The organism is Flavobacterium lacisediminis (assembly GCF_025909975.1).
GTDB classification, from domain to species: domain Bacteria; phylum Bacteroidota; class Bacteroidia; order Flavobacteriales; family Flavobacteriaceae; genus Flavobacterium; species Flavobacterium lacisediminis.
Genome location: NZ_JAPCIO010000001.1, coordinates 18,541 through 41,964, shown reverse-complemented (window position 1 = coordinate 41,964; position 23,424 = coordinate 18,541). Strand labels below are relative to the sequence as shown.

Below are 23,424 nucleotides of genomic sequence, written 5' to 3'. Positions count from 1 at the left end.
TAATTTAAGATGAAAAAAATAGTTTCTTTACTTGCGCTTGTTGTTGCTTTTTCTTCGTGTCAAGAGGATATTCAAACTAATACACCTGCTTTTCAAGCAAATTTCAATAACGCACCTTGGAGAGCGGATTATGCTACAGTTTCAATAGGTGAAAGCGGAGCAATGACATTAACGGCTTATACAGAATATGAAACAATTGTATTGAAATCTAGCAGTGCTGATTTAGGAACTTATATTTTCGGTACTGATAATACAGCTAATTTTGCTTCATATTACTTTGATAGTCCAGAACTTTCTAAATCATATGATTCAAGAGTTTATTCAGGTCCTGCTTTTAAATTATCGGCAATTCAAAATGTTGGTACGGGGTATACTGATAATGCAGCTGGTGCTCAAACTACTGGAGGTTCTGGTTCTGGTTTAAGAGTGGCAACAAGAACAACTAACGGAGCGGTTACTTCAATCACTTTAGTTTCAAGAGGAAATGGATATAGAGCGGGTGATTTGATTACGATTGTTGGTGGAAATAACAATGCTAAATTTAAAGTGGTTAACGTGCAACAAAGTAATGGTGAAATCACTATAACTGAAGCTTTAGAAGGTAAATATACTGGAAAATTTAAATTTAATGTAGTAGATGAATTAGGAGAGGTCGTGACTTTTTCTGAAGGTTGGTTTTATAAAGTGCCTTTGTCTACTTTCTAGTAATACAATATAAATAGTATATAATAACCATCTGAAGTAATTCAGGTGGTTTTTTGTTTTTGTTGATAACTTAAATTGGCATTCACTAACTTAAAATGTATTTTTGTTTTTATTCAAAATCAGTTTTTGCTTTTGGTCTTTAGCTTAATTATCAGATAGATGTACTTAATTTTCGATACAGAAACCACAGGATTACCTCGCAGTTGGTCGGCTCCCATTACCGATACCGATAACTGGCCTCGTTGTATACAAATTGCATGGCAGTTACATGACGAAATGGGAAATCTTATCGAGCACCAAGACTATTTGGTAAAGCCCGAAGGTTTTAATATTCCATATGATGCCGAAAGAATTCATGGTATTTCTACCGAATTAGCAATGGAGCAAGGAATTCTTCTGTCGGAAGTTTTAGAGAAATTCAACATAGCACTTTCAAAAACGAAATTCATTGTAGGTCAAAATGTAGGATTCGATGTTAATATTATGGGATGCGAATTCCATCGTATGAATATTGGTTCCGATATGTCTAAAATGCCGGTTTTAGATACGTGTACCGAAATCACTGCCAATTTATTGAAATTACCAGGTGGTCGTGGCGGAAGATTTAAATTACCAACATTAACCGAATTACATCAATATCTTTTCAATCAACCTTTTGCAGAAGCGCACAATGCTACTGCCGATGTGGAAGCAACTACTCGTTGTTTTTTAGAGTTAATCAAAAGAGAAGTTTTTACTAAAGAAGAATTAGATGTAACTCCAGAATATTTTAGAAGTTTCCGAGAAAAAAATCTGGGCGAAATCCAATTAATCGGATTAAAACATATCAATCTGAAACAAGCCTCTGACGAAATCAGAGCACGTTTGAAAAAAATCGAACAAGAGGAAGTTCAAACCACAATTTCAGACGAAGTAAAATCAGATTTAAAAGATGCTGCTTTTGCACATTTACACAATCATACGCAGTTTTCAGTTTTACAATCTACTATTGCTATTAATGATTTGGTAAAAGCTTCGGCAAAATTTAAAATGCCAGCGGTTGCTATGACCGATACTGGAAACATGATGGGAGCTTTCCATTTTGTAAGCGCTGTTATGAATCATAACAAAGCTGCTAAAGCAAAAATTGAAGCCGCAATTGAAGCAGGAGAAGAGCCAACTGAAACCGAAATCAAACCTATTGTTGGTTGCGAATTCAATATCTGTGACGATCATAAAGATAAGACCAAAAAAGACAACGGATATCAAGTAGTCTTATTGGCAAAAAATAAAAAAGGCTATCACAATTTAGCCAAAATGTCTTCTATTGCATATACAGATGGTTTCTATTACGTACCTCGTATCGACAGAAAAGTAGTGGAACAATACAAAGAAGACATCATTGTTTTATCGGGAAATTTATACGGAGAAATTCCGAGTAAAATTCTAAATGTCGGTGAAAGTCAAGCGGAAGAAGCTTTAATTTGGTGGAAAGAACAATTTGGTGCTGATTTCTATCTGGAATTAATGCGACACAAGCAAGAAGACGAAAATCGCGTTAATCAAACATTAATTGCTTTCGCGAAAAAGCACAATGTGAAGTTGGTTGCGACCAATAATACCTATTACGTTAATAAAGAAGATGCCAATGCGCACGATATTTTATTGTGTGTAAAAGATGGTGAAAAACAAGCAACACCAATTGGTCGCGGACGTGGTTATCGTTATGGGATGCCAAATCAAGAATATTATTTTAAATCGGGTGACGAAATGAAGCAACTTTTTGCTGATTTACCCGAAGCAATTATTAATATTCAGGAAATTATAGATAAAGTGGAAGCATATTCTTTATATAGAGATGTATTACTTCCAAAATTTAAAATTCCTGATGAATTTGAAGTTCCTGAAGATGCCGAAGACGGAGGCGTGCGAGGCGAGAATAATTATTTAAGACATTTAACTTATAAAGGAGCCGAAAAACGCTATCCAGAATTAACCGATGACATCAAAGAACGTTTGGATTTTGAATTACTTACGATTTCCAATTCAGGTTATCCAGGTTATTTCTTAATTGTACAAGATTTCATTGCTGAAGCCAGAAAAATGGATGTTTCTGTTGGCCCAGGTCGTGGTTCTGCTGCAGGTTCTGCTGTGGCATATTGTTTAGGAATTACAAATATCGACCCAATTAAGTACGATTTGCTTTTTGAGCGTTTCTTAAATCCCGACCGTGTTTCCATGCCCGATATTGATATCGACTTTGATGATGAAGGTCGTGGTCGTGTCATGGATTATGTAATCAATAAATACGGTTCTAATCAGGTGGCGCAAATTATTACCTATGGTAAGATGGCTACGAAGTCTGCGATTCGAGATACGGCTCGTGTATTAGATTTGCCATTATTTGAAGCCGATAGAATTGCTAAATTGATTCCAGGAATGATGCCTTCCAAATGGAATTTAGCCCGATTTCTAGCCGAAGACGAAAGCGAAGTCAAAAAAGCATTGCGTTCGGAAGAATTTGATAAAGTCAAAGAATTAATTGGGATTGCCAACTCAGAAGATTTAGCAGGAGAAACCATTCAGCAAGCAAAAGTGTTAGAAGGTTCCATGCGAAACACTGGAATTCACGCTTGTGGTGTAATCATCACGCCAAGTGATATTACGAATTTCGTTCCTGTTACAACCGCAAAAGATTCCGATTTATATGTTACGCAATTTGACAACTCGGTAGCGGAAAGTGCTGGTTTGTTGAAGATGGACTTTTTGGGATTAAAAACACTAACCTTAATTAAAGACACGGTTAAATTGGTAAAATATCGTTTAGGAATCGACTTAGATCCTGATAATTTTTCAATTGACGACCAAAAAACATATGAGTTATTCCAAAGAGGTGAAACGGTTGGGGTTTTCCAATACGAATCGCCTGGAATGCAAAAATATATGAAGGACTTAAAGCCAACTGTTTTTGCCGATTTAATTGCCATGAACGCATTATATCGTCCGGGACCATTGGAATATATTCCTTCTTTCGTTCGTAGAAAAAACGGCGAAGAAGAAATCAAATACGATTTAGAAGCCTGTGAAGAATACTTAGCAGAAACCTACGGAATTACCGTTTACCAAGAGCAGGTAATGCTTTTGTCACAAAAATTAGCGGGATTCTCAAAAGGAGATGCCGACGTTTTGCGTAAAGCGATGGGTAAAAAGCAAATTGACGTTTTGAACAAAATGAAACCTCAATTTATCAATCAAGCGGCAGAAAAAGGACATGACCCTGTTATTTTAGAGAAGATTTGGAAAGATTGGGAGGCGTTTGCAAGTTATGCGTTCAATAAATCGCACTCTACTTGTTATGCTTGGATTGCTTATCAAACGGCTTATTTGAAAGCGCATTATCCTGCAGAATACATGGCAGCGGTTCTTTCTAACAACATGAACGATATCAAGCAAGTTTCGTTCTTTATGGAAGAATGTAAACGTATGGGATTGGACGTTTTGGGTCCAGATGTGAATGAATCGTACTATAAATTTACGGTAAACGAAAATTATGCTGTTCGTTTCGGAATGGGAGCAGTAAAAGGCGTTGGAGCAGGAGCAGTTCAAACCATTGTTGAGAACAGAAAAGATGGAAATTACAAATCAATCTTCGATTTAGCCAAACGAATTGATTTACGTGCTGCCAATAAAAAAGCATTTGAGAACCTAGCATTAGCAGGTGGTTTTGATGGTTTTACCGAAACTCATCGTGCCCAATATTTTCATCATGACGGCGACGGAATTACATTTTTGGAAAAAGCGATTCGTTATGGTTCGAAATTTCAAGAAAACGAAAATTCATCACAAGTAAGTTTGTTTGGCGATGCGTCGGAAGTGCAAATTGCGGAGCCAATTGTGCCTCCTTGTGAAGATTGGAGTACAATGGAAAAATTAGCCAAAGAAAAAGAAGTAGTCGGAATTTACATTTCGGGACATCCGTTAGATGATTACAAGTTTGAAATGAAGTATTTCTGCAATGCAAAATTGGAATCGCTTAAAAATTTGGAGCAACATTTGGGTAAAAATCTTTCTTTTGGGGGAATTGTAACCAATGTGCAACATAGAACAGCCAAAAACGGTAAAGGCTGGGCGACTTTTGTGTTAGAAGGTTATGATGAAAGTTATGAGTTCCGAATTTTTGATGAAGAATATTTAAAATACCGTCATTTCTTATTGCAAAATCAGTTTGTGTATTTTAAAATCAATGTGAAAGAAGGTTGGGTTAATCGCGAAACCGGTAAAAAATCAGACCCAAGAATTCAGTTTTTAGACGCAAAAATGTTAGCCGATGTGTTGCCAACGTTTGCTAAAAAACTATTTATTCATTTAGATATTAAAGATTTACATTCCAATTTTGTTACTGAATTGAACGAACTTTTTGCTGCAAATACCGGTGATAATTCGGTGACTTTTGAAGTAATGGAATTGGAACGAATTAAAAAAGTAGTAGAAGATATTCCAGTTGCTGCTCCAGTAGATGTGGAAGAGGAAATTGTTGATGAGTCTGGTGAAGTAACGGAAATAGAAATAGAAGTTCCAGCAGAAAAAGAAGAAATTATTGTAAAAACAAAACTTTCTATGCCAAGCCGAAAATTGAAAGTAAAAATTTCTTCTGAGTTACTTCAAGAATTGGAACGCATGCAAGTAAATTTCAAATTGAATTAATTGTCATATAGTTAACATTTTATCATTGTTCATCTTTGTAAATTTGTTTTATAAAATTATAAGATATGAAAAAGATTTTAAGCGTTATTTTGTTTTGCTTTACAATAGTTTCATTTGGTCAAATTGCAGATAAACCAGAGAATGTTAGTCCGCTATTAATTGGAGAAAAAATTCCTAATGTTTTGTTGCGTGATGTAAACGGTAATGAAATCCATACTGATAAAATACTTAGTAAAAAAACGGTTATAATTGTATACAGAGGAGGTTGGTGTCCATACTGTAATTCTCAATTAGCTGATATGCAAGAAATTGAAGACGATATTCTTGCTTTAGGTTATCAAGTAGTAGCAGTTAGTCCAGATGCTCCAAGTTTTCTTAAACAAACTTTAGATAAAAAAGAGTTACATTATCAATTATATTCTGATAGTGAAGGTGTTTTTTCTAAAGCTGTTGGAATTGCATTTCAAAGAGAAAAACCTAAATTAGATAAGTATTCAGAGGGTAAAAATCCAGGTTTTTTGCCTGTTCCAACAGTTTATGTAATAAATGATAATAAAGAAATCGAGTTTTTATATATCAACCCAAATTATTCCAAGCGTTTAGAAGGGAAAGTACTATTAGCAGTGTTAAAATCTTTATAAATCAGTTTTATATATACTCAAATAAATAAAAGCGATTTGAGTTTTTGGTTTAGTACAAAATAAATAGCTATTTTTGTTACTCAATAAAGTAAATTAAAATTTAAAATATGGCATTAGCAATAACAGATGCTACTTTTGATGAGGTAGTATTAAAATCAGACAAACCAGTAGTAGTTGATTTTTGGGCAGCTTGGTGTGGACCATGTAGAATGGTTGGACCAGTTATCGACGAAATCCACAGCGAGTACGAAGGAAAAGCAGTAGTAGGAAAAGTGGACGTAGATGCAAACCAAGAGTTTGCAGCAAAATACGGAGTTAGAAATATCCCAACAGTTTTAGTATTCCAAAATGGAGAAGTTGTAGGAAGACAAGTTGGTGTTGCTCCAAAGAAAACCTATACTGATGCAATTGACGCATTACTATAATATTTGGAAAAGAAATTCAAGGCTCAACGAAAGTTGGGCCTTTTTTTATATTTTTAAAACAACTTTGGTTCCTTCGTTTTTCGATGTTTCTACGCTAATTTCACAATCAATCATTTTGGCTAAATCTCTTATTAAATGAAGTCCAAGTCCTGTTTTAATTCCAACAATTTCTTTTTCATCATATAGTGCTTTAAATTGTTCATTAGTTGCTCCTTTACCATTGTCAGTAATGGAAATAAATGTTTTGTTGTTTTCATTCCAAGCTTTCCAGTTGATAGTTGGGTTGTCAATATTTTCAAGAGCTTTTATGGCGTTTCCAGTTAAATTTCGCATTATGGTTTTTAGGAAATTTTGATCGGTAAATAATTTGATATTTGAATTATTTTCAAATTGAATTGTAATGTTTTCAGTGCTAGAAAAATGATTTTTAATATCTTGAAATAATTCAGAAATATTGATTTTTTCTGGTTGGGGTTTAAAGTTTTCCATCTGACCTTTGCTCCACAACAGAATATCTTCCATTGAGTTTAGAAGATTTTCTGCACCATCTATTGTTTTTTGTTCCAAACGAGCTTTACTTTCCTCATCTAATAAATCTGGACTTTCTTTTTTTAGATGTAAAAATTGAATTAAACTCGCAACTGGACTTCTTAAATCGTGATTTAAAATATTTAAAAATCGCAATTTGGCGTTGTTGGCTTCTTCAAGTTCGTTATTTAAAATTTGTAATTTTAGGTTCGATTTTTTTCTGTTTTCACTTTGTTTAAATAAAAGAAAAGCAATTATTAAAAGTAAAGTAAAACCAATGAAAAAGTATATTTTCTGTTTCTTTGAGTTTTCTATTTCAGCATTTTTCAGCCTATTTTCTGCTGAAAGTAAATCTATTTTTTCTTGTTTGTATTGATTTTGAAATTTGGCTTCGGCATTGGCAATACTTTGTTTTGTAGATTCTTTTAAAACCTCTTCATTTACTTTGTTGTAAATTTCAAAATAAAGCAATGCTTCTTTCCAATTTGCCTGTGCTTTGTAACTTTCTGCAATAAGTTTGTTTATGGTAATAAAAGCTGTTTTATCAAATTCATATGCATGAACAGAAGCTTCTTTTAAAATTGAGATTGCTTCTTTATAGTTTTTTTGTTCAAATAATATTTTGCCTCGAGTAAGATTAATTTCCATTAAAATCTCAGTGTCTTTTGATTTTAATCCATAATAATCTGCTTCTTTTAAATAAGAATTTGCAGTGCTTAATTTTTTTTTGTCGACATAATATTCCGCTAGATATCGGTTTGCAGAACTTAAACTCAAAAACAAAGAATCATCTTTAGTAACCAAATAATATATTTTATTTCTATGTGAAACTAAACTGTCTAAATTTTGTAAACCCCGATAACATTTAATAAAATCATTATGTAAAAAAGCCATCGCATTTGCTGATTCTTTTAAATAAGGTTTAGCAAGGTTGCAATATTCCAATCCTTTATTAAATTGTTTCATCTTTATGTAAGCTTGCCCAATTTGAGAATAGGAAATACCAATGTTTACGGTGTTTTTGTTGTCGGTTTTAGGGAATTTTTTTCTGAATTCAATTGCTTTTAATTTGTAATCAATAAACTTAGAGATTTCCGATTTATCTAAATAATATTCGCCCAAACTTCCAAATAATATTCCTTTAGAATAAACACTTTTTGTGGTATCAACAATCGTTTTTATATACTCAATTAATTGATCTCTTTCTTTAAATTTTTTTGTAGAATAGTACAAATAATTCAATCGCATTAAAGCAAGTGTTTCTTGTTCTAAATGCTTTCCTTTTTGAGCAAACTTTAAAGAATTTTCAAAATATGGAATGGCTTTATCGTATTGATTATTATCGTATTCTAATCCATAACCTTTATAAAAGTTGAATTTGGATTGATAGAAATTGTTGTCCGATTTCGATAAACCTAATGAAGCAATCTGGATCAGTTTTTTATATTCTCCTTTATTCTTTTTTGCCTCACATTGATTAGTTAAATCTTCTAAAAATGTATTGGTTTGCCCAAAAGATATAAGAGAAAATAGTATCAAAAAGTACCATATAAACCTCATAAAATAAGTTTTAAGTTTTCTTTATAACTTCTCCCAATAGGAATTGAAATATCGTTGTTTAAACAAACGTCGTTTGGTCCAATTTTTTTTATGAAGTTCTTTTGAATCGCAAAACTTCTGTGAATTCTTACAAATGAATTAAAATGGTTTTCTTTAAGTAAGTTGCCAAGACTGCTCAATACACAATGTTTTTTATTTTGAGTAACCACCAAAGTGTAATCTTTTAACGCTTCAAGATAAAGAATGTCTTCACGTTTCAATTTAATTTGTGAATGCCCTTCTTTGATATAAATTTCATCTTGGTTTTCAATTTTATCAAATAAGTTGGCTTTATTTCGCATAGAAAAATACATTTCAATTCTCGAAATTGTATTTTGAAAACGATCTAATTGTAATGGTTTGATTAGAAAATCAAATGTTTCTACTTCAAAACTTTCAGCAGCATGTTCAGGATGTGAGGTTATAAACACGCAAACAGGGATGTTTTTTACTTGTTTTCTGAATTCCAATCCCGAAAGAATAGGCATATCAATATCTGAAAAAAGGATATCTATTTCATTGATTAAATTGCTGCTTAGTGCTTCAGTTGCAGAGCAAAAAACACCTTTAATTTCAATAAATGAAAATTTCTTGACATACGATAAAATCGTTAATCTGTCAATTTCTTCATCATCAATTATTATGCAATTTAAACGACTCATATACTTAAAAATACCAACCAAAAATACAATTTTTTTTCATTTGTCTATTTAAAATGTTATTTGTCTATTTAAAATGTTATTTGTCTATTAATTTAATAAATAATGTTTTTTAAAAATATTTTTGAAAAAAAATCTACTTATGTTTAAATATATTACAGTTTTTGTAGCGTTATTTTTTATTCAAGTTTGTTCGAGTCAGGTTGGAATAAACACTACGACACCAAATGCGCAACTAGATATAAAATCCTCGAATCAAGCTTCTCCAAGTAATACAGATGGAATTTTAATTCCTAAAATTGATGCTTTCCCAGTTGTTAATCCTACAGTTGCTCAGCAGGGAATGATGGTGTATTTGACTACAACAGTAGGAGTTAATTTACCCGGATTTTATTATTGGGATAATACGACAACTTCATGGATTTCTTTAAGAGGAGGTTCTGATGCTGATTGGTTTGTGGTTGGAGGTACAATTTCACCTACATCAATAAACGATAATATGTATCATGTTGGGAATGTTGGTGTAGGTGAAACAAATCCTATTTATAAATTAGATGTAAAAGAATCAAATATTGCAAAAACAAGAGTTGCTAATTTTGAACATATAAACCCAGGGAATAATTTAAATATAGAAGTGTTAAAAACAACTATAAATTCAGGGATAAATTCTAATGGAGTTTATTATGGATTAAATAACGCTATGAATTTATCTAATTCTGTTATGGGTATAGGTACCAATAATTTTTATACAGGAACTTCTTCAAATGAGGTTTATGGATATAGAAATGCTTTTTTTGTCAATGGGAATGGAATTCGATATGGATTGAGTAATAATTTTAACTCAGGTACTGGTGTTCGCTTCGGAGTTTATAATGTGTTTTCGGGTACCGCTAATCAACAAATTGGACTTTATAATTATTTTTCAGGAACTCCAACTTTTGCTCTCTTGGGTACATTTAACAGATTTGAAGATACTAGTGCACAACCTAAAACAGGTTCTTATAATCAATTTACCAATGATCCTACTACAAATGGAATTAATTACGGTTATAGAAATAGTTTTGATGGAATTGGAGGTCAAGCAAAATTTGGTTTTTACAATGAAATTTTAGGTAACGGCAATGGAGATTTTTATGGATTAAATAATTTTGTATCCAATTCAGGTAATGGTAGTTTAATTGGTGTAAAAAGTGAAATTAATGGTTCTGGGACAGGAAATAAATATGGAATTTTAAACACTATTAATCCTGCAGCAGGAGGTGTGCATTATGGTGTATATTCAAGTGCTTTAAAAGCGAATAGTTATGCGGGATATTTTTTAGGAAGAGTAGCTATAGGAACTGCTGATGCTGATAAATATATATTACCCTCAAACAGGGGAACTGTAGGTCAAATTATGCAAACTGATGATGTTGGAAATGTTACTTGGCAAAATGTAAGTGCAGTAATTGGAAGTAATTATTGGTCTACGAATGGAAATTCAGGTACAGTTGCTGGAACAAATTTTATTGGGACTACAGATAATGTTGATTTAATATTCAAAAGAAATGGACTTGTTGCAGGTAAAATTGAAATTACCAATACTGCATTTGGAGCAGAAGCTTTAAATAGTAATACCACCGGGTTTTCTAATACTGCAATAGGTGTTAATGCATTAAGAGCAAATGTTAATGGATCATCAAATGTTGCTTTAGGGTATGGTGCTTTGAATTCGAATACATCAGGAAGTTTTAATTTAGCATTGCATAAAGCATTGACACTCAATACAACAGGTGGTTATAATTTAGGGATAGGTTTTGAAGCTTTGCATAATAATACAACGGCTAGTTATAATTGTGCAATTGGATATCAAGCATTATTTGATAATACGGTTGGTAATTTTAATACAGCTATTGGCTCAAGTGCATTGGCTAATAATGTTTCTGGTAATTCAAACTTAGCCATAGGATCTATGGCTCTTAATTCAAGTATTTCGGCTTCATTTAACTTAGCTTTAGGTAATAATGCGTTACGATATAATACTTCAGGTAGTAATAATGTTGCTTTAGGATTAAATTCTTTAGAAGATAATACAACGGGGGTTTATAATACGGGAGTTGGAAATTCAACGTTAAAAGATAATATTAATGGGGTAGATAACGTAGCTATTGGAAATGCTACATTACAACTTAATGTATCTGGAAGTAGTAACACTTCAGTTGGTACAAGAAGTATGTTTTATAATACTACCGGTAATTCAAATACAGCACTAGGTTTTAATGCCTTATTTCGAAATACCTCTGGTGTTGGAAATATTGGAATTGGTTTTTCAACTTTAGTAAATAATACAATTGGGAATAGAAATATTGCGATAGGAAGTCAAGCTTTATTTAATAATGATATCGGTGCATATAATATTACTATTGGGTCTGAGGCATTATATAATAATATAAGTGGAAGTGATAATATAGCAATTGGATATCAAGCAGGTTATAATGAAATAGGATCTAATAAATTATACATAGAGAATAGTAATTCATCAACTCCTCTTATTTATGGCGAATTCGATAATGATATTATTAAAATTAATGGCGTTGTAAAAGTTCATAAAAATCCAGCTGATGCAGAAGAATTACAGCTCAATAATACAAGTGTTTTTGCACATTCTTCTGGTAATCAAGATTTTGGAACGGGACAAAACGAATTTCTGTTGAGTTCAAGAGAAGGAGTTGGTGAAACAGGTGGAATTTATGGAGATGGAAATGCTGTTTCTATTTGGTCACCTGGTGATGGAAATTTAGGTCAGCCACCGGCATTGGTATATTTTTTAGATGAAGATCAATTTGATGCTGCTAATACTAATCCATATGACAATACTGCTTTAAAAAGTTATATCTCTCCAGCTGGTGCTTATGTACAAATTTCAGATAAAAATAAAAAGGAAAACATCGAGAAAATTAATAATGCACTTGAAAAGATTCTAGCAATTAGCGGTTATACTTATCAATTTAAACAAGATTATAAAGAAATTGAAAAAGGAAAAGTACCAATAAAAAGCAGTGGGGTATTGGCGCAAGAATTAGAAAAAGTACTACCAGAAGCGATTCAGAAAAGTAAAGATGGTGATTATTTTGTAGACTATGCTGCTATTACACCTTTATTAATTGAAGCGATAAAAGAACAGCAAAAAAACATACAAAAACAAGAAGAAAAGATTAGTTCTTTGGAAGAAAGATTAGCAAAATTAGAAGCGCTATTAAATAAGCAATAAAAAATTTACTCTAATTCATTATCTTTACGATATGAATTTAGAACAGCAAATAGAAAAAATTTCCAGTTTTGAGCATTTAGAACTTTTGGCTAACCAAATTGTCGAAGGTTTTATTTCGGGTATGCACAAATCGCCTTTTCATGGATTTTCGGCAGAGTTTGCTGAACATAAAATCTACAATCCAGGTGAAAGCACCAAGCATATTGATTGGAAGTTGTTTGCCAAAACAGATAGATTATATACCAAACGCTACGAAGAAGAAACCAATTTGCGTTGCCATCTGATTTTAGATAATTCGTCTTCGATGCATTATCCCAAATTAAAGGAGAATCAGCCTTTTTATGAGAGTAAAATTGGATTTTCGGTATTGGCTTCTGCAGTTTTAATGAATTTGCTTAAAAAACAACGTGATGCTGTTGGGTTAAGTGTTTATTCGGATACGTATGAATATTATTCACCAGAAAAAGGAAGTGATCGTCATCATCGCATGATTTTAAACAAGCTGGAAGGTATTTTAGAAAATAATAATCAAACCAAAAAAACAGATACAGTCACTTTTTTACATCAAATCGCCGAAAATATTCACCGACGTTCTATGGTGATTTTGTTTACCGATATGTTTCAAAACGAAGATAACGACAAAATTTTCAAAGCACTTCAACATCTAAAACACAACAAACATAAAGTAGTAGTTTTTCATGTCTATGATAAAAAAACCGAATTAAATTTCAGTTTTGACAACACGCCAAGAAAATTTATCGATGTAGAAACGGGAGAGGAAATTAATTTATTTGCTGAAAATACACAAGAATCGTATCAAAAAGTGGTGCAAGATTATTTCAAAACGATAGAAGCAACGTGTATGCAGTATCAAATTCGTTATGTGCCTGTTTCTGTAGGTGAAAATTTTGAAAAAATTTTACTTACGTATTTGGTTGAAAAACAAAAGTTTGGCTGAAAACGCTGAAAAAAGTTTAATTTTTTTTGCAAAAATATTTGCAGGAATGAAAAAGCGTAGTATATTTGCACTCGCAATCAAGCACTGGTTTGGTAGTTCAGTTGGTTAGAATACATGCCTGTCACGCATGGGGTCGCGGGTTCGAGTCCCGTCCAGACCGCCAGTACAGAGGAAGCCTTTCGTAAAAGAAAGGCTTTTTTGCCCTCTTACAATATTTAAAATAGTTGTGTTGTTTAGGTACGAAAGTACCAAAAGGTTTAGTAGTTAGACCAATGAAAAGCTTTGCATTTGATGCAGGGCTTTTTTGATTTCTATACTTCTCGGTTTTTTTAAAATATATTTAAGCTCTCAAATCGAGGGCTTTTTTTATGAGCAATAGTTAGGAAAGCAATAAGATTAATCTTATTTTCGTTTGTGATTAGAAGTTATTCACGCGAAAGGATTTTCGCGGGAGCGGCTTAATTCAAAAAATGAGCCTAAAAGTGTATCTTCACCTTCAATTTTATTTTTTTTAATTAATAATGTCAGATGAAAAAATATATAATTCTTGTTTTAATATTTTTGGTTTCTTGTAAATCAGCAAATATGAGTTCTGTTGAAAAGATTAATTTTGATAAATCTTCATACGAAGTAAGTTTTAACCAAAAAAATTATGATAAAAAAATAATTTTAGAAGGGCAAAAAATTGCTGAATATAGATTCTTTTTAAAAGATTCTTCGGTTGTTTTTTTTAGCATAACAAATTCTGGTTCTGAATTGATAAATGATTTTTTAAGTCCTAAAGATTTTATACTTCTTCTTGATGAAGTAAATTTAGAAAAGGAATTTACAAATAAAGGTAAGTCCTATTTGTTATTAAAGAGAGACGAATTAGTTTTTGGATTTGCTAATCTTGATACAGTTAAATCAAAAGAAATGAAAGCTTTACTTGAAAATAATGTTAAAAGATTAAGTAAAAATAGGTAACATATAATTTTAACACTATAACCATTAAAAATCCTAAATTAAAACAGGATTAGTTAACTAGTTCGCAAAAAGATAAACGGCATTGATGTATGATTCAGAAATGCCGTTTTTTAATAGTAAAAACAAGAAAATCCGACCTCTCGGATATGTTCAACGGTCGATAGCGCAGATTTAAAATCTGTGCCTACAAAGTGAGGTAATTAGTACTTCGTCCAGACCATCAAAACCAAATTCCTCTATTCTGCCAAACCAAAACAAAGAATAATCCCAAGAAAAGCAAGCTCACTAAAAACTTAATAAACGTTCCCGCTAAGAAGCCTAAGAACGAACCCGTGGCAGCTTTAAAAGCGCGTTTTCCTTCGTTGGAATTGTAAATGAGTTCGCCTATTAAAGCACCTAAGAACGGTCCAATCAAAAATCCAAACGGAGGAAAGAATAAGCCAACAACCAAACCTATATTCGTTCCCCAAATCCCATATTTACTTCCTCCAAAATACTTTGTGCCTTTTGCAGGAATCACATAATCTAAAATGCCAATTACAACCGCAATAACTAAAGTAATACCCAGCAACCAATAATTGGTTTCCATTCCAGGACAAAAATAAAGCAATAAAATCCCAACCCAACTAATAGGCGGACCTGGTAAAGCAGGAAGTAAACTGCCAATAATTCCCACTACCATTAAAAGTAAACCCAGAATCAGTAAAAAGTATTCCATAAGATTTTAGTTATTGTCTAACAAATTTATAACTTTGTTTTTTATGATGCATTAAAAATCAAATAATGAAGTTATTTTCCGGTTTATTTCTTTTAATTTTTATGGTTTCCTGCCAGTACTTCGAAAAACAAGTTCCTGATGAGAAAGAATTGTTAGAACAAGAATTGAAAAAAATCAATTGGGATGAAGTGGATGAATTTCCATCGGTTTTGCAATGCGATACGATAAAAGATGCGGAAATAAAAAGACAATGTTTCTTCGATTATATGGCGCAAACTATTCAAGAACGAATAGGAATCGACACATTGCGTTTTGAATATCCAGAAATCGACACCATCAACGTAAAAATTACCGTAAATCCCGATTCGAGTTTACAATTCGAAACCCAATATCCAAACGATAGCATCGCTTTAGCAGACAAAACAAAAATCGATAGTATTCTAACTTCAAGATTATCCGATTTTCCAAAGGTAGAACCTGCAATAAAAAGAGGTGTGAAAGTAAAAACGCAATTTGTGCTTCCAGTGATTATTAAAATGGAGAAGTAGTTTTATTTTCGAAAGCTTCTTCCTTTCCATGAGTATTTTCCAAACAACGAATACATTGCCACCGAAACACTAAAAAACGGATACAACAAACTACTCGCCAACACATATTCTAATTTCGATTCGAAGAAATTCGCTGTTTTGAAAAGTAAAATAAAATCGATTAGGAATTTTAAAGCGACAAAAAGCATAAAAATGTTTTGGTCCAATAAACCTACCAACCAAAGTAGAAAACTCACTATCCAAGCCAAATTCCCGCCAAAAACCACAAGCGCTAACAGCTTTCCATAAACTGAAGAATAACCCGTGCTTTTCGAAGCCCAGCGCACCCGTTGCTGAAACAATTCAGACCAAGTTCCTGCCGGTTTTGTGGCAACAATACTTTCTTTAGCCAATAAAAACCCAACTTTCTTCGGAGCAAATGAAACGGCTTTTTGAAGTAGAAAAACATCGTCACCGCTAGCAATGGTTTCATTTCCTTGAAATCCGTTTAATTCCTTGAAGAATGATTTTGAATAGGCAAAATTAGCGCCATTACACATAAAAGGTTGATTGATTCCAAAACTTCCAATCGAAGCACCTTGTAAACTCAGGAAATCTAAATTCTGAAAGGCGGATAAAAAACCATTTTTCGGAACATAACAAACTCCAGAAGCCACCATTTCAACTTCATTTTCCTGAATATATTGATCATAAATTGTCAACCAATCTTTCTGAACCAAACAATCGGCATCAGTAGTAATAATCCAATCGTGTTTAGCTATTTGAATCGCGGTTTCAATCGCATCTTTTTTAGGTGAATTTGATTTACGAACATTCTTTATCATTTGAATTCTAAATTCTAAATTCTGAATTCTAAATTCGTCATCAGAATCATCATCCACTAAAATCACTTCCACTAATTCTTTCGGATAATTCAATAGCGAAATCGAATGCAATAAATTCGGAAGATTCTCTTTTTCATTTCGAAATGGAACTACAATGGTAAAAGAGGTTTTTGGAGTAAATTCTGTTTTCGAAAAGCGTCTCATTCGATTAAATCCATAAATCAATTGCCCGATGAACAGGAGGTAAATGAGAAAAACGGTTCCAAGAATTAATTCCAACATAATTTAAAAATATTTCTATGTGAGTTATGTTGAGTGAAACGCCTAAAATCAACACAGTCAAAATCTATTGTGACTATGTGTTAAATTTTAAAACACATAGAAACATAGTAAAAGTGGGAAAAAATATTGAGAAGACAAAGAAAACTTCGTTTTGCACAAAGAAAATTGCTTACACTTTACTGTCATTTAGTTTAAATCGCATCACATAATAACTGCCAATTACTACGGGTAAAACTACGTTTAAAAACCACATCAAGGTACTAATAAATATCACAATCCATTCGTTAACGCCTAATTTCCCAAAGAAAAACATCGCCATACTTCCTTTTACGGCAAAATCCAAAAATTGGAAACTCGGTACGACTGATGATAAAAAATAAACGATAGATATTGTTGATATTAAAGTTAAATAGGGTAGATCAACATCAAATACTAAAAATAAAACATAATATTGATGAGAAAAAATCACATATCTACAAAAAGCCAAAACAAAATTCTTACGATGAATATATTTTGGAATTTCATTAAGACGATGTATTAAATCTTGAAAAGTATAGTTCTTGATTTTTATCTCTCTTGAGAAATATAGAAATAATGTTAAAATTACTACCAATAAAATAGATCCTGATGCCAAAAAATAATATTTCAGATAGATTAAGCCAATTATTCCAAAGATAACAGTTGAAAAACTTTGAATTCCATTGCAAACTAAATTTAAAAAAATAATTTTTTTAGTTTGTTTTTTTGGAAAATATAAAGCTTTTCCAGCGTACTCTCCAATTCCAACTGGAGTAAATACACCTAATGTTAAAGCACCTAAAACTTGTTTACTCGCTTCACCAACAGAAATCGGTTTGATAAAAGCAACCAAATTCTGCCATTTTAAAATTTCGAAATAGCGATTCGCAACACTAAACAATAAAATGAAAATGATAGTTGTTATCGAAGTTTTTTCTAAAACTAAAGTCTGGAATTTGCTCCATTCTAACTTTGAATTTCCAGCAATTTGGTCGTAAATAAAATAAAACGCACCAATTACAATCAAAAGTTTGATGGTAAAAACAAGGAATTGCTTAGCTTTGTGAGGAATTGTAATCATTGGTACAAAGAAACGAAACTTTACACTAAAATTGGCAAACGAACGTATCATATTAGGAATTGACCCAGGAACGACGATTATGGGTTTTGGATTAATCAAAGTAGTCAACAAGAAAATGGAATTTCTACAGTTGAACGAACTCATTTTGTCCAAATACGACAACCATTATCAGAAATTAAAAGTCATTTTTGAACGAACGATTGAGTTAATCGACACACATAATCCAGATGAAATTGCTATTGAAGCACCTTTCTTTGGAAAAAACGTGCAATCGATGCTGAAATTAGGAAGAGCGCAAGGCGTTGCCATGGCAGCCGGACTTTCCAGAGATATTCCTATTACAGAGTACGAACCCAAAAAGATTAAAATGGCCATCACCGGTAACGGAAACGCCAGTAAAGAACAAGTAGCTAAAATGCTCCAACAATTATTAGGGTTGAAAGAATTACCAAAAAACCTCGATTCAACTGATGGTTTGGCAGCAGCGGTTTGTCATTTTTTCAATTCTGGAAAAGTAGTTGGCGAAAAAAGTTATTCGGGTTGGGATGCTTTTGTGAAGAATAATGAAGATAGAGTTAAAAAATAGTTTTCAGTCTCAGTTTTCAGTCTCAGTACTGCAAACTGCGACTGCGACTGAATACTAGTAAAATGTCAGGAATCTACATCCATATCCCTTTCTGCAAGCAAGCTTGTCACTATTGCGACTTTCATTTTTCTACCAATTTGAAGAAAAAAGATGAAATGGTTTTGGCTTTGGCTAAAGAAATTGAAATGCGTAAAAACGAGTTTCAAGATTCGATTGTGGAAACGATTTATTTTGGTGGTGGAACGCCTTCGATATTGCAGATTGAAGATTTAAAATTTTTGATTGATGAAGTATATAGAAACTATAAAGTAGTCGAAAATCCAGAAATTACTGTAGAAGCCAATCCAGATGATTTAACAGAGAAGCGAATAATTGAACTATCAAAAAATAAAGTCAACCGTTTATCTATCGGAATTCAATCGTTTTTTGAAGATGATTTGAAGTTGATGAATCGCGCGCACAATGTGGAAGAAGCTAAAAAATGTTTAGAAATCGCAACTCATTATTTCGATAATATTTCCATCGATTTAATTTACGGAGTTCCAGAAATGAGTAACGAAAAATGGTTGCAAAACATTGAAACGGCTTTGTCTTTTGGTGTGCCACATATTTCGAGTTACGCCTTAACGGTGGAGCCTAAAACCGCTTTGCATTCGTTCATTCAAAAAGGAATCATTCCACAACCTGATGATGAAGTGGCACAAGAACATTTTCATATTTTGGTCGATAAACTTTCGGAAAGCGGATTCATTCATTATGAATTATCGAATTTTGGTAAAGAAAATTATTTTTCAAAAAATAATTCGAGTTATTGGTTAGGCAAAAAATACATTGGAATTGGTCCGTCGGCACATAGTTATGATGGGAAAAATAGAGGTTGGAATATTTCTAATAATTCGCTATATATCAAATCGATTCAAGAAAATAAATTACCAATAGAAATTGAAACCTTAACCAAGACCGATCGATATAACGAATATATTATGACAGGTTTGCGAACGATTTGGGGTGTTTCTTTAGAACGAATCGAACAAGAATTTGGAAAAACCTATTTGGATTATCTGAACCAACAAGCAGCAAAATTCATAGAAGACCATTTGTTGTTTATTGATGATAACATTTTACGAACTACAAAAAAAGGAAAGTTTTTGAGTGATGGAATTGCTTCCGACATATTTTTATTAAATTTGGAGTAGTTTACCGCAAAGAGCGCAAAGTTTTTCGCAAAGGGCGCAACAATTTAAATTATACACGCCAAAATAAATAATTATGACAGAAAATGAATTATCAAGAATTGTATTTGATTGTGCTTTGAAAGTGCATCAAAGTTTGGGTCCAGGTTTGCTGGAAAGTGCTTACGAAGAATGTTTGTATTACGAATTAAGGAAGACAGGATTAAATGTTGAAAAACAAAAGCCTTTACCCTTAATTTATGAAGAAGTAAAACTCGATGTCGGTTACAGAATTGATATAATAGTTGAAAACAAATTAATAATTGAAATTAAATCGGTAGAAGCATTGAATGATGTTCATTTCGCTCAATTATTGACTTATTTAAAATTAACAAATTGTAAGTTAGGCTTACTAATAAATTTCAATGTTTCTCTTATCAAAAATGGAGTAAAAAGAGTTGTAAATAACCTCTAACTCTATGCGAACTAAATAAAAATAACAAGTAAACTTAGCGAACCTTGCGAAAATCCTTGCGCTCTTTGCGGTTAAAAATATGAAAGCAACAATAAATAACCAACAAATCGACTTATCAAATCCTCTTGATATTTCGATTCCTCTAACAAACAACGAACAAAATCCAATTGCTTGGTATCAAAACACGCCCGAGATTGCACCTGTAACTATGGGTGATTGGATTGGCAAAGTTTCGGAAGGAAAATCTTCTACGAATTTTAATAATATTTTCTTCAATCCGCACGCACATGGCACGCACACGGAATGTTTAGGACATATTACCCGTGATTTTTATTCAATAAATCAATGTTTGAAACAGTTTTTCTTTACTGCGAAATTGATTTCGGTGGAACCAAAAAAGGTTGGGGAAGATTTAGTTATTACAAAAGAACAGATTGAATCGGCATTGGGAGAAAATTCACCGGAAGCCATTATCATCAGAACATTACCAAATCCAGAAAGCAAAAAGCATTTGAATTATTCCAATACGAATCCGCCTTACTTAGAAGCAGCGGCTGCGATTTTTATTAGAGAAAAAGGCATTCAACATTTATTAATCGATTTACCAAGTGTCGACAAAGAACACGATGAAGGAAAATTATTAGCTCATAAAGCATTTTGGAATGTAAAAGATGTGAATAAAGTCAATGAGGACGCTCGCTTTAATTGTACAATTACAGAAATGATTTACGTTAATGAAGAAATTCAAGACGGAAGTTATATTTTGAATTTACAATTCGCTTCGTTTGAAAATGATGCAAGTCCGAGTAAACCGATTTTATATAAAATTGAAAAGTAATTAACAAAATGGACATTCAACAACTCTACGAATTCTGTCAATCTAAAAAAGGTGTCACTGAACATTTTCCATTTGATGAAGATACTTTGGTGTTTAAAGTAGGAGGAAAAATGTTTTGTCTTACTTCGTTATCTGAATGGGAGAAAGGAACACCATCGTTAAATTTAAAATGTGATCCGGAACGTGCTTTGGAACTTCGAGCGGAATATGAAGCTATCGAACCAGGGTATCACATGAGTAAAGTACATTGGAATACGGTTCGTTTTCATGGCGATGTTTCCGATAAAATGATTTGCGAATTGATTAATCATTCCTACGAACTTGTTTTCAAAAGTTTAACGAAAAAAGTCCAACAAGAAATTCAAGAATAGAAAATTAGGCATTACTTTTGTGCTATTAAAAGAAAATTCAAAGTAACTATCATGATAGACAACTTAAAAAAAATATTAAACGAAGATCAAGATCCAAAAGCTATTGAGAAAATCACAGCTAAATTGGAGAATCTTTTAATGTCGAACGAAGAAGTAGGTTACATTGCGGTTCAGAAAAAACCAGCGGTAACAATTTTTCCAGATAGCATTGTGGTGACAAACAAACGTATCATTTTATGTAAACCTAAAAACTTAGGATTATCCATGGAATTCATTGATTACGATTGGGATGATATCGCAGGTTCGTTTGTAAAAGAAGGTATTTTAGGAGCAGATTTCACCTTTACAACTAATTCTGATTTAACGCACACAGTTGATTATTTACCAAAAAATCAAGCACGAAAATTATATACTTACGCTAAAGAGCAATTGGATTTATTGAAAAACCCAAAAGTCGCCACTCCAGTTGTTGAAGAAGTTAAAGCAGAAGCTCCAATTGAATCGCCAGTTCAAGAAGAAGTTGTAGAAGAAATTCAAGCGGAAGAAGTAACTCATTTTGCAGAGTTAATGCCTACTCCAAATGATGTTATTCGTGATACGGAAGTAGAAGCGCCAATTTTGGAAGAAAAAGGGTTGGCCCATTTATCGCAAGACGAATTGTTTGCGAAACTTCAGAACTATAAGAAATTATTAGACAACGGATTAATCCTTCAAGGAGAATATGACCGATTAAAGTCGGAGATTTTAAAATATCTATAATAAAGTAGTAATACTATTTGAAGCCTGAAATTCACGTTTCAGGCTTTTTTGTTTGTGTAACTTTTGTAACATATAATGTTTTGATTAAGAGGTAACTTTACACTATAAAATTAAAACAAAATGACAACAACAGTAGTTATAGGAGGAAGTTTCGCAGGAATGACTGCAGCCTTAGAGATAAAAAGAAAAGGGAAAGACCAACATAAAGTTATCTTAATTGATAAATCACCATTGTTTTTGTTTATTCCATCATTAATTTGGGTTCCTTTTGGAAGACGTGATATTAAAGATATTTCTTTTAGAAAAGATACTATTTTAGCTAAAAAGGGAGTGGATTTTGTAAATGCAGAAGCTTTAAAAGTAGATGTGAAAAATCAAGTAGTTACGACTGATAAAGGAGATTATAAATACGACCATTTGGTAGTAGCAACAGGTCCAAAAGTAAAATACGATATAGCGCCAGGAGTTGCTGAACATACCCATTATATTGGAACGCCAAACGGAGCAATGAAAGCAAGAAAAGCTTTGGAAGAATTCAAGAAAAATCCGGGTCCAATTGTAATCGGAGCTACGCAAAATGCTGGTTGTATGGGTGCAGCTTATGAGTTTTTATTCAATGTAGAAAAATGGCTTCGTGAACAAAACATTCGTAAAAAAGTAGATTTATATTGGATTACGCCAGAAGATTATTTGGGACACTTTGGAATCGATGGAATGCCAATGGGAGAAACCATGCTGAAATCCTTCATGAGTATGTTTAATATTCATTATAAAACACAAGTTGGGGTAGAAGAAGTTACTGAAGATAAAATCAAATTGACTAATGGTGAAGAATTACCATTCAAATTCTCTATGTTGATGCCTCCGTTTATTGGAGTTGAATTTGTGACGAATTCTCCTGAATTACACGCTACACCAACGGGTTATATTCCAGTTAAAGACAGTTACCAACACGTAGATTATCCAAATGTTTGGGCTGCTGGAATAGCGGTTAATGTTCCGCTACCATTTACACCAGGTAAAGTACCTTTTGCATCTCCAAAAACAGGTTATCCAAGTGATGAAACGGGTAAAATCGTAGCCGAAAACATCATCAGAGTTACCGAAGGTAAAGCTAAACTTAAAGAAAAAGCTTGGGGCAGAATTCCTGGATTATGTGTAATGGATGCCGGTAAAAAAGAAGTATTGTTATTATCAACAAGTCTTTTCAAACCAAGAACTTTTGCCATCATGATTCCGAATGTAATTTATGATTTCAATAAAGTAATTTTAGAAAAATATTTCCTTTGGAAAAGTAGAAATGGCTATTCATATTTGCCATAATTATAAAAAGAAACC

Annotated in this window: 20 protein-coding genes and 1 tRNA gene; 16 read left to right on the top strand and 5 right to left on the bottom strand. The window is 32.6% G+C overall.

The window, feature by feature from the left end:
- Nucleotides 1-9 precede the first annotated feature (9 nt).
- The 4 genes from OJ995_RS00195 (at nt 10) to trxA (ending at nt 6,454) form a co-directional block, all read left to right on the top strand.
- Nucleotides 10-705 carry a DUF6252 domain-containing protein gene (locus tag OJ995_RS00195; RefSeq protein WP_264367602.1) on the top strand — a complete coding sequence of 232 codons (696 nt, stop codon included), beginning with the start codon at nt 10-12 and terminating at the stop codon, nt 703-705.
- A 159-nt stretch (nt 706-864) separates the two neighbouring features.
- Nucleotides 865-5,388: a DNA polymerase III subunit alpha gene (gene dnaE, locus OJ995_RS00190; RefSeq protein ID WP_264367601.1), complete on the top strand. Its 4,524-nt coding sequence runs from the start codon at nt 865-867 to the stop codon at nt 5,386-5,388.
- A gap of 65 nt (nt 5,389-5,453) precedes the next feature.
- Nucleotides 5,454-6,029 (top strand): peroxiredoxin-like family protein, encoded by a 576-nt coding sequence (locus OJ995_RS00185; protein ID WP_264367600.1) that lies wholly within the window; start codon nt 5,454-5,456, stop codon nt 6,027-6,029.
- 107 nt (nt 6,030-6,136) lie between these two features.
- A complete protein-coding gene (gene trxA, locus OJ995_RS00180) occupies nt 6,137-6,454 on the top strand; it encodes a thioredoxin (protein ID WP_264367599.1) in 318 nt (105 codons plus the stop codon).
- Nucleotides 6,455-6,499: 45 nt separating this feature from the next.
- On the opposite strand, the gene OJ995_RS00175 is transcribed toward trxA, so the two are convergent.
- On the bottom strand, nt 6,500-8,542 hold the full coding sequence (locus OJ995_RS00175; RefSeq protein ID WP_264367598.1) for a tetratricopeptide repeat-containing sensor histidine kinase: 2,043 nt from the start codon (nt 8,540-8,542) through the stop codon (nt 6,500-6,502).
- Nucleotides 8,539-9,243, bottom strand: a complete 705-nt coding sequence (locus tag OJ995_RS00170) for a LytR/AlgR family response regulator transcription factor (protein WP_264367597.1) — start codon at nt 9,241-9,243, stop codon at nt 8,539-8,541. Before OJ995_RS00170 ends, OJ995_RS00175 begins: the two co-directional genes overlap by 4 nt.
- A 139-nt stretch (nt 9,244-9,382) precedes the next feature.
- On the opposite strand from OJ995_RS00170, the gene OJ995_RS00165 reads away from it, so the two are divergent.
- From OJ995_RS00165 to OJ995_RS00150, 4 genes are all read left to right on the top strand, one after another.
- A complete protein-coding gene (locus OJ995_RS00165; RefSeq protein ID WP_264367596.1) occupies nt 9,383-12,490 on the top strand; it encodes a phage tail-like protein in 3,108 nt (1,035 codons plus the stop codon).
- Nucleotides 12,491-12,521: 31 nt separating this feature from the next.
- Complete coding sequence (locus tag OJ995_RS00160; protein ID WP_264367595.1) at nt 12,522-13,448, top strand: DUF58 domain-containing protein; 927 nt, start codon at nt 12,522-12,524, stop codon at nt 13,446-13,448.
- A gap of 86 nt (nt 13,449-13,534) precedes the next feature.
- Nucleotides 13,535-13,611, top strand: a tRNA-Asp gene (locus OJ995_RS00155).
- Between the two features lie 365 nt (nt 13,612-13,976).
- Nucleotides 13,977-14,414 carry a hypothetical protein gene (locus OJ995_RS00150; protein ID WP_264367594.1) on the top strand — a complete coding sequence of 146 codons (438 nt, stop codon included), beginning with the start codon at nt 13,977-13,979 and terminating at the stop codon, nt 14,412-14,414.
- 220 nt (nt 14,415-14,634) lie between these two features.
- On the opposite strand, the gene OJ995_RS00145 is transcribed toward OJ995_RS00150, so the two are convergent.
- Nucleotides 14,635-15,132 carry a DUF456 domain-containing protein gene (locus OJ995_RS00145; protein WP_264367593.1) on the bottom strand — a complete coding sequence of 166 codons (498 nt, stop codon included), beginning with the start codon at nt 15,130-15,132 and terminating at the stop codon, nt 14,635-14,637.
- 65 nt (nt 15,133-15,197) lie between these two features.
- Here OJ995_RS00145 and OJ995_RS00140 point away from each other — a divergent pair, with 65 nt between their 5' ends.
- Nucleotides 15,198-15,680 carry a hypothetical protein gene (locus tag OJ995_RS00140; protein ID WP_264367592.1) on the top strand — a complete coding sequence of 161 codons (483 nt, stop codon included), beginning with the start codon at nt 15,198-15,200 and terminating at the stop codon, nt 15,678-15,680.
- 2 nt (nt 15,681-15,682) lie between these two features.
- Here the strand turns inward: OJ995_RS00140 and OJ995_RS00135 are convergent, their stop codons facing one another.
- Complete coding sequence (locus OJ995_RS00135) at nt 15,683-16,786, bottom strand: glycosyltransferase family 2 protein (protein ID WP_264367591.1); 1,104 nt, start codon at nt 16,784-16,786, stop codon at nt 15,683-15,685.
- A gap of 169 nt (nt 16,787-16,955) precedes the next feature.
- The gene (locus OJ995_RS00130) at nt 16,956-17,885 is read right to left on the bottom strand and encodes a hypothetical protein (protein WP_432419324.1); all 930 of its coding nucleotides are present in this window, start codon (nt 17,883-17,885) and stop codon (nt 16,956-16,958) included.
- Nucleotides 17,886-17,916: 31 nt separating this feature from the next.
- Between OJ995_RS00130 and ruvC the strand changes: the two genes are divergently transcribed.
- The 7 genes from ruvC (at nt 17,917) to OJ995_RS00095 (ending at nt 23,409) form a co-directional block, all read left to right on the top strand.
- A complete protein-coding gene (gene ruvC / locus OJ995_RS00125) occupies nt 17,917-18,471 on the top strand; it encodes a crossover junction endodeoxyribonuclease RuvC (protein ID WP_133608526.1) in 555 nt (184 codons plus the stop codon).
- Between the two features lie 62 nt (nt 18,472-18,533).
- A complete protein-coding gene (gene hemW, locus OJ995_RS00120) occupies nt 18,534-19,667 on the top strand; it encodes a radical SAM family heme chaperone HemW (protein ID WP_264367589.1) in 1,134 nt (377 codons plus the stop codon).
- Between the two features lie 73 nt (nt 19,668-19,740).
- Nucleotides 19,741-20,118, top strand: coding sequence for a GxxExxY protein (locus OJ995_RS00115; RefSeq protein WP_264367588.1), 378 nt, complete (start codon nt 19,741-19,743; stop codon nt 20,116-20,118).
- Nucleotides 20,119-20,197: 79 nt separating this feature from the next.
- A complete protein-coding gene (locus tag OJ995_RS00110; RefSeq protein WP_264367587.1) occupies nt 20,198-20,956 on the top strand; it encodes a cyclase family protein in 759 nt (252 codons plus the stop codon).
- A gap of 8 nt (nt 20,957-20,964) precedes the next feature.
- A complete protein-coding gene (locus OJ995_RS00105) occupies nt 20,965-21,327 on the top strand; it encodes an MmcQ/YjbR family DNA-binding protein (RefSeq protein ID WP_264367586.1) in 363 nt (120 codons plus the stop codon).
- 51 nt (nt 21,328-21,378) lie between these two features.
- Complete coding sequence (locus tag OJ995_RS00100; protein WP_264367585.1) at nt 21,379-22,086, top strand: PH domain-containing protein; 708 nt, start codon at nt 21,379-21,381, stop codon at nt 22,084-22,086.
- 120 nt (nt 22,087-22,206) lie between these two features.
- Nucleotides 22,207-23,409: an NAD(P)/FAD-dependent oxidoreductase gene (locus OJ995_RS00095; RefSeq protein WP_264367584.1), complete on the top strand. Its 1,203-nt coding sequence runs from the start codon at nt 22,207-22,209 to the stop codon at nt 23,407-23,409.
- The last annotated feature ends 15 nt before the right edge of the window (nt 23,410-23,424 follow it).

What these genes read in the sequence shown, in the direction of transcription:
- OJ995_RS00095 (WP_264367584.1), top strand. Translation starts at nt 22,207, where the DNA reads ATGACAACAACAGTAGTTATAGGAGGAAGTTTCGCAGGAATGACTGCA.
- OJ995_RS00175 (WP_264367598.1), bottom strand. Translation starts at nt 8,542, where the DNA reads ATGAGGTTTATATGGTACTTTTTGATACTATTTTCTCTTATATCTTTT.
- OJ995_RS00140 (WP_264367592.1), top strand. Translation starts at nt 15,198, where the DNA reads ATGAAGTTATTTTCCGGTTTATTTCTTTTAATTTTTATGGTTTCCTGC.
- OJ995_RS00165 (WP_264367596.1), top strand. Translation starts at nt 9,383, where the DNA reads ATGTTTAAATATATTACAGTTTTTGTAGCGTTATTTTTTATTCAAGTT.
- OJ995_RS00160 (WP_264367595.1), top strand. Translation starts at nt 12,522, where the DNA reads ATGAATTTAGAACAGCAAATAGAAAAAATTTCCAGTTTTGAGCATTTA.
- OJ995_RS00150 (WP_264367594.1), top strand. Translation starts at nt 13,977, where the DNA reads ATGAAAAAATATATAATTCTTGTTTTAATATTTTTGGTTTCTTGTAAA.
- trxA (WP_264367599.1), top strand. Translation starts at nt 6,137, where the DNA reads ATGGCATTAGCAATAACAGATGCTACTTTTGATGAGGTAGTATTAAAA.
- OJ995_RS00195 (WP_264367602.1), top strand. Translation starts at nt 10, where the DNA reads ATGAAAAAAATAGTTTCTTTACTTGCGCTTGTTGTTGCTTTTTCTTCG.
- hemW (WP_264367589.1), top strand. Translation starts at nt 18,534, where the DNA reads ATGTCAGGAATCTACATCCATATCCCTTTCTGCAAGCAAGCTTGTCAC.
- OJ995_RS00110 (WP_264367587.1), top strand. Translation starts at nt 20,198, where the DNA reads ATGAAAGCAACAATAAATAACCAACAAATCGACTTATCAAATCCTCTT.
- dnaE (WP_264367601.1), top strand. Translation starts at nt 865, where the DNA reads ATGTACTTAATTTTCGATACAGAAACCACAGGATTACCTCGCAGTTGG.
- OJ995_RS00130 (WP_432419324.1), bottom strand. Translation starts at nt 17,885, where the DNA reads ATGATTACAATTCCTCACAAAGCTAAGCAATTCCTTGTTTTTACCATC.
- OJ995_RS00100 (WP_264367585.1), top strand. Translation starts at nt 21,379, where the DNA reads ATGATAGACAACTTAAAAAAAATATTAAACGAAGATCAAGATCCAAAA.
- OJ995_RS00145 (WP_264367593.1), bottom strand. Translation starts at nt 15,132, where the DNA reads ATGGAATACTTTTTACTGATTCTGGGTTTACTTTTAATGGTAGTGGGA.
- OJ995_RS00115 (WP_264367588.1), top strand. Translation starts at nt 19,741, where the DNA reads ATGACAGAAAATGAATTATCAAGAATTGTATTTGATTGTGCTTTGAAA.
- OJ995_RS00185 (WP_264367600.1), top strand. Translation starts at nt 5,454, where the DNA reads ATGAAAAAGATTTTAAGCGTTATTTTGTTTTGCTTTACAATAGTTTCA.
- OJ995_RS00170 (WP_264367597.1), bottom strand. Translation starts at nt 9,243, where the DNA reads ATGAGTCGTTTAAATTGCATAATAATTGATGATGAAGAAATTGACAGA.
- OJ995_RS00135 (WP_264367591.1), bottom strand. Translation starts at nt 16,786, where the DNA reads ATGTTGGAATTAATTCTTGGAACCGTTTTTCTCATTTACCTCCTGTTC.
- OJ995_RS00105 (WP_264367586.1), top strand. Translation starts at nt 20,965, where the DNA reads ATGGACATTCAACAACTCTACGAATTCTGTCAATCTAAAAAAGGTGTC.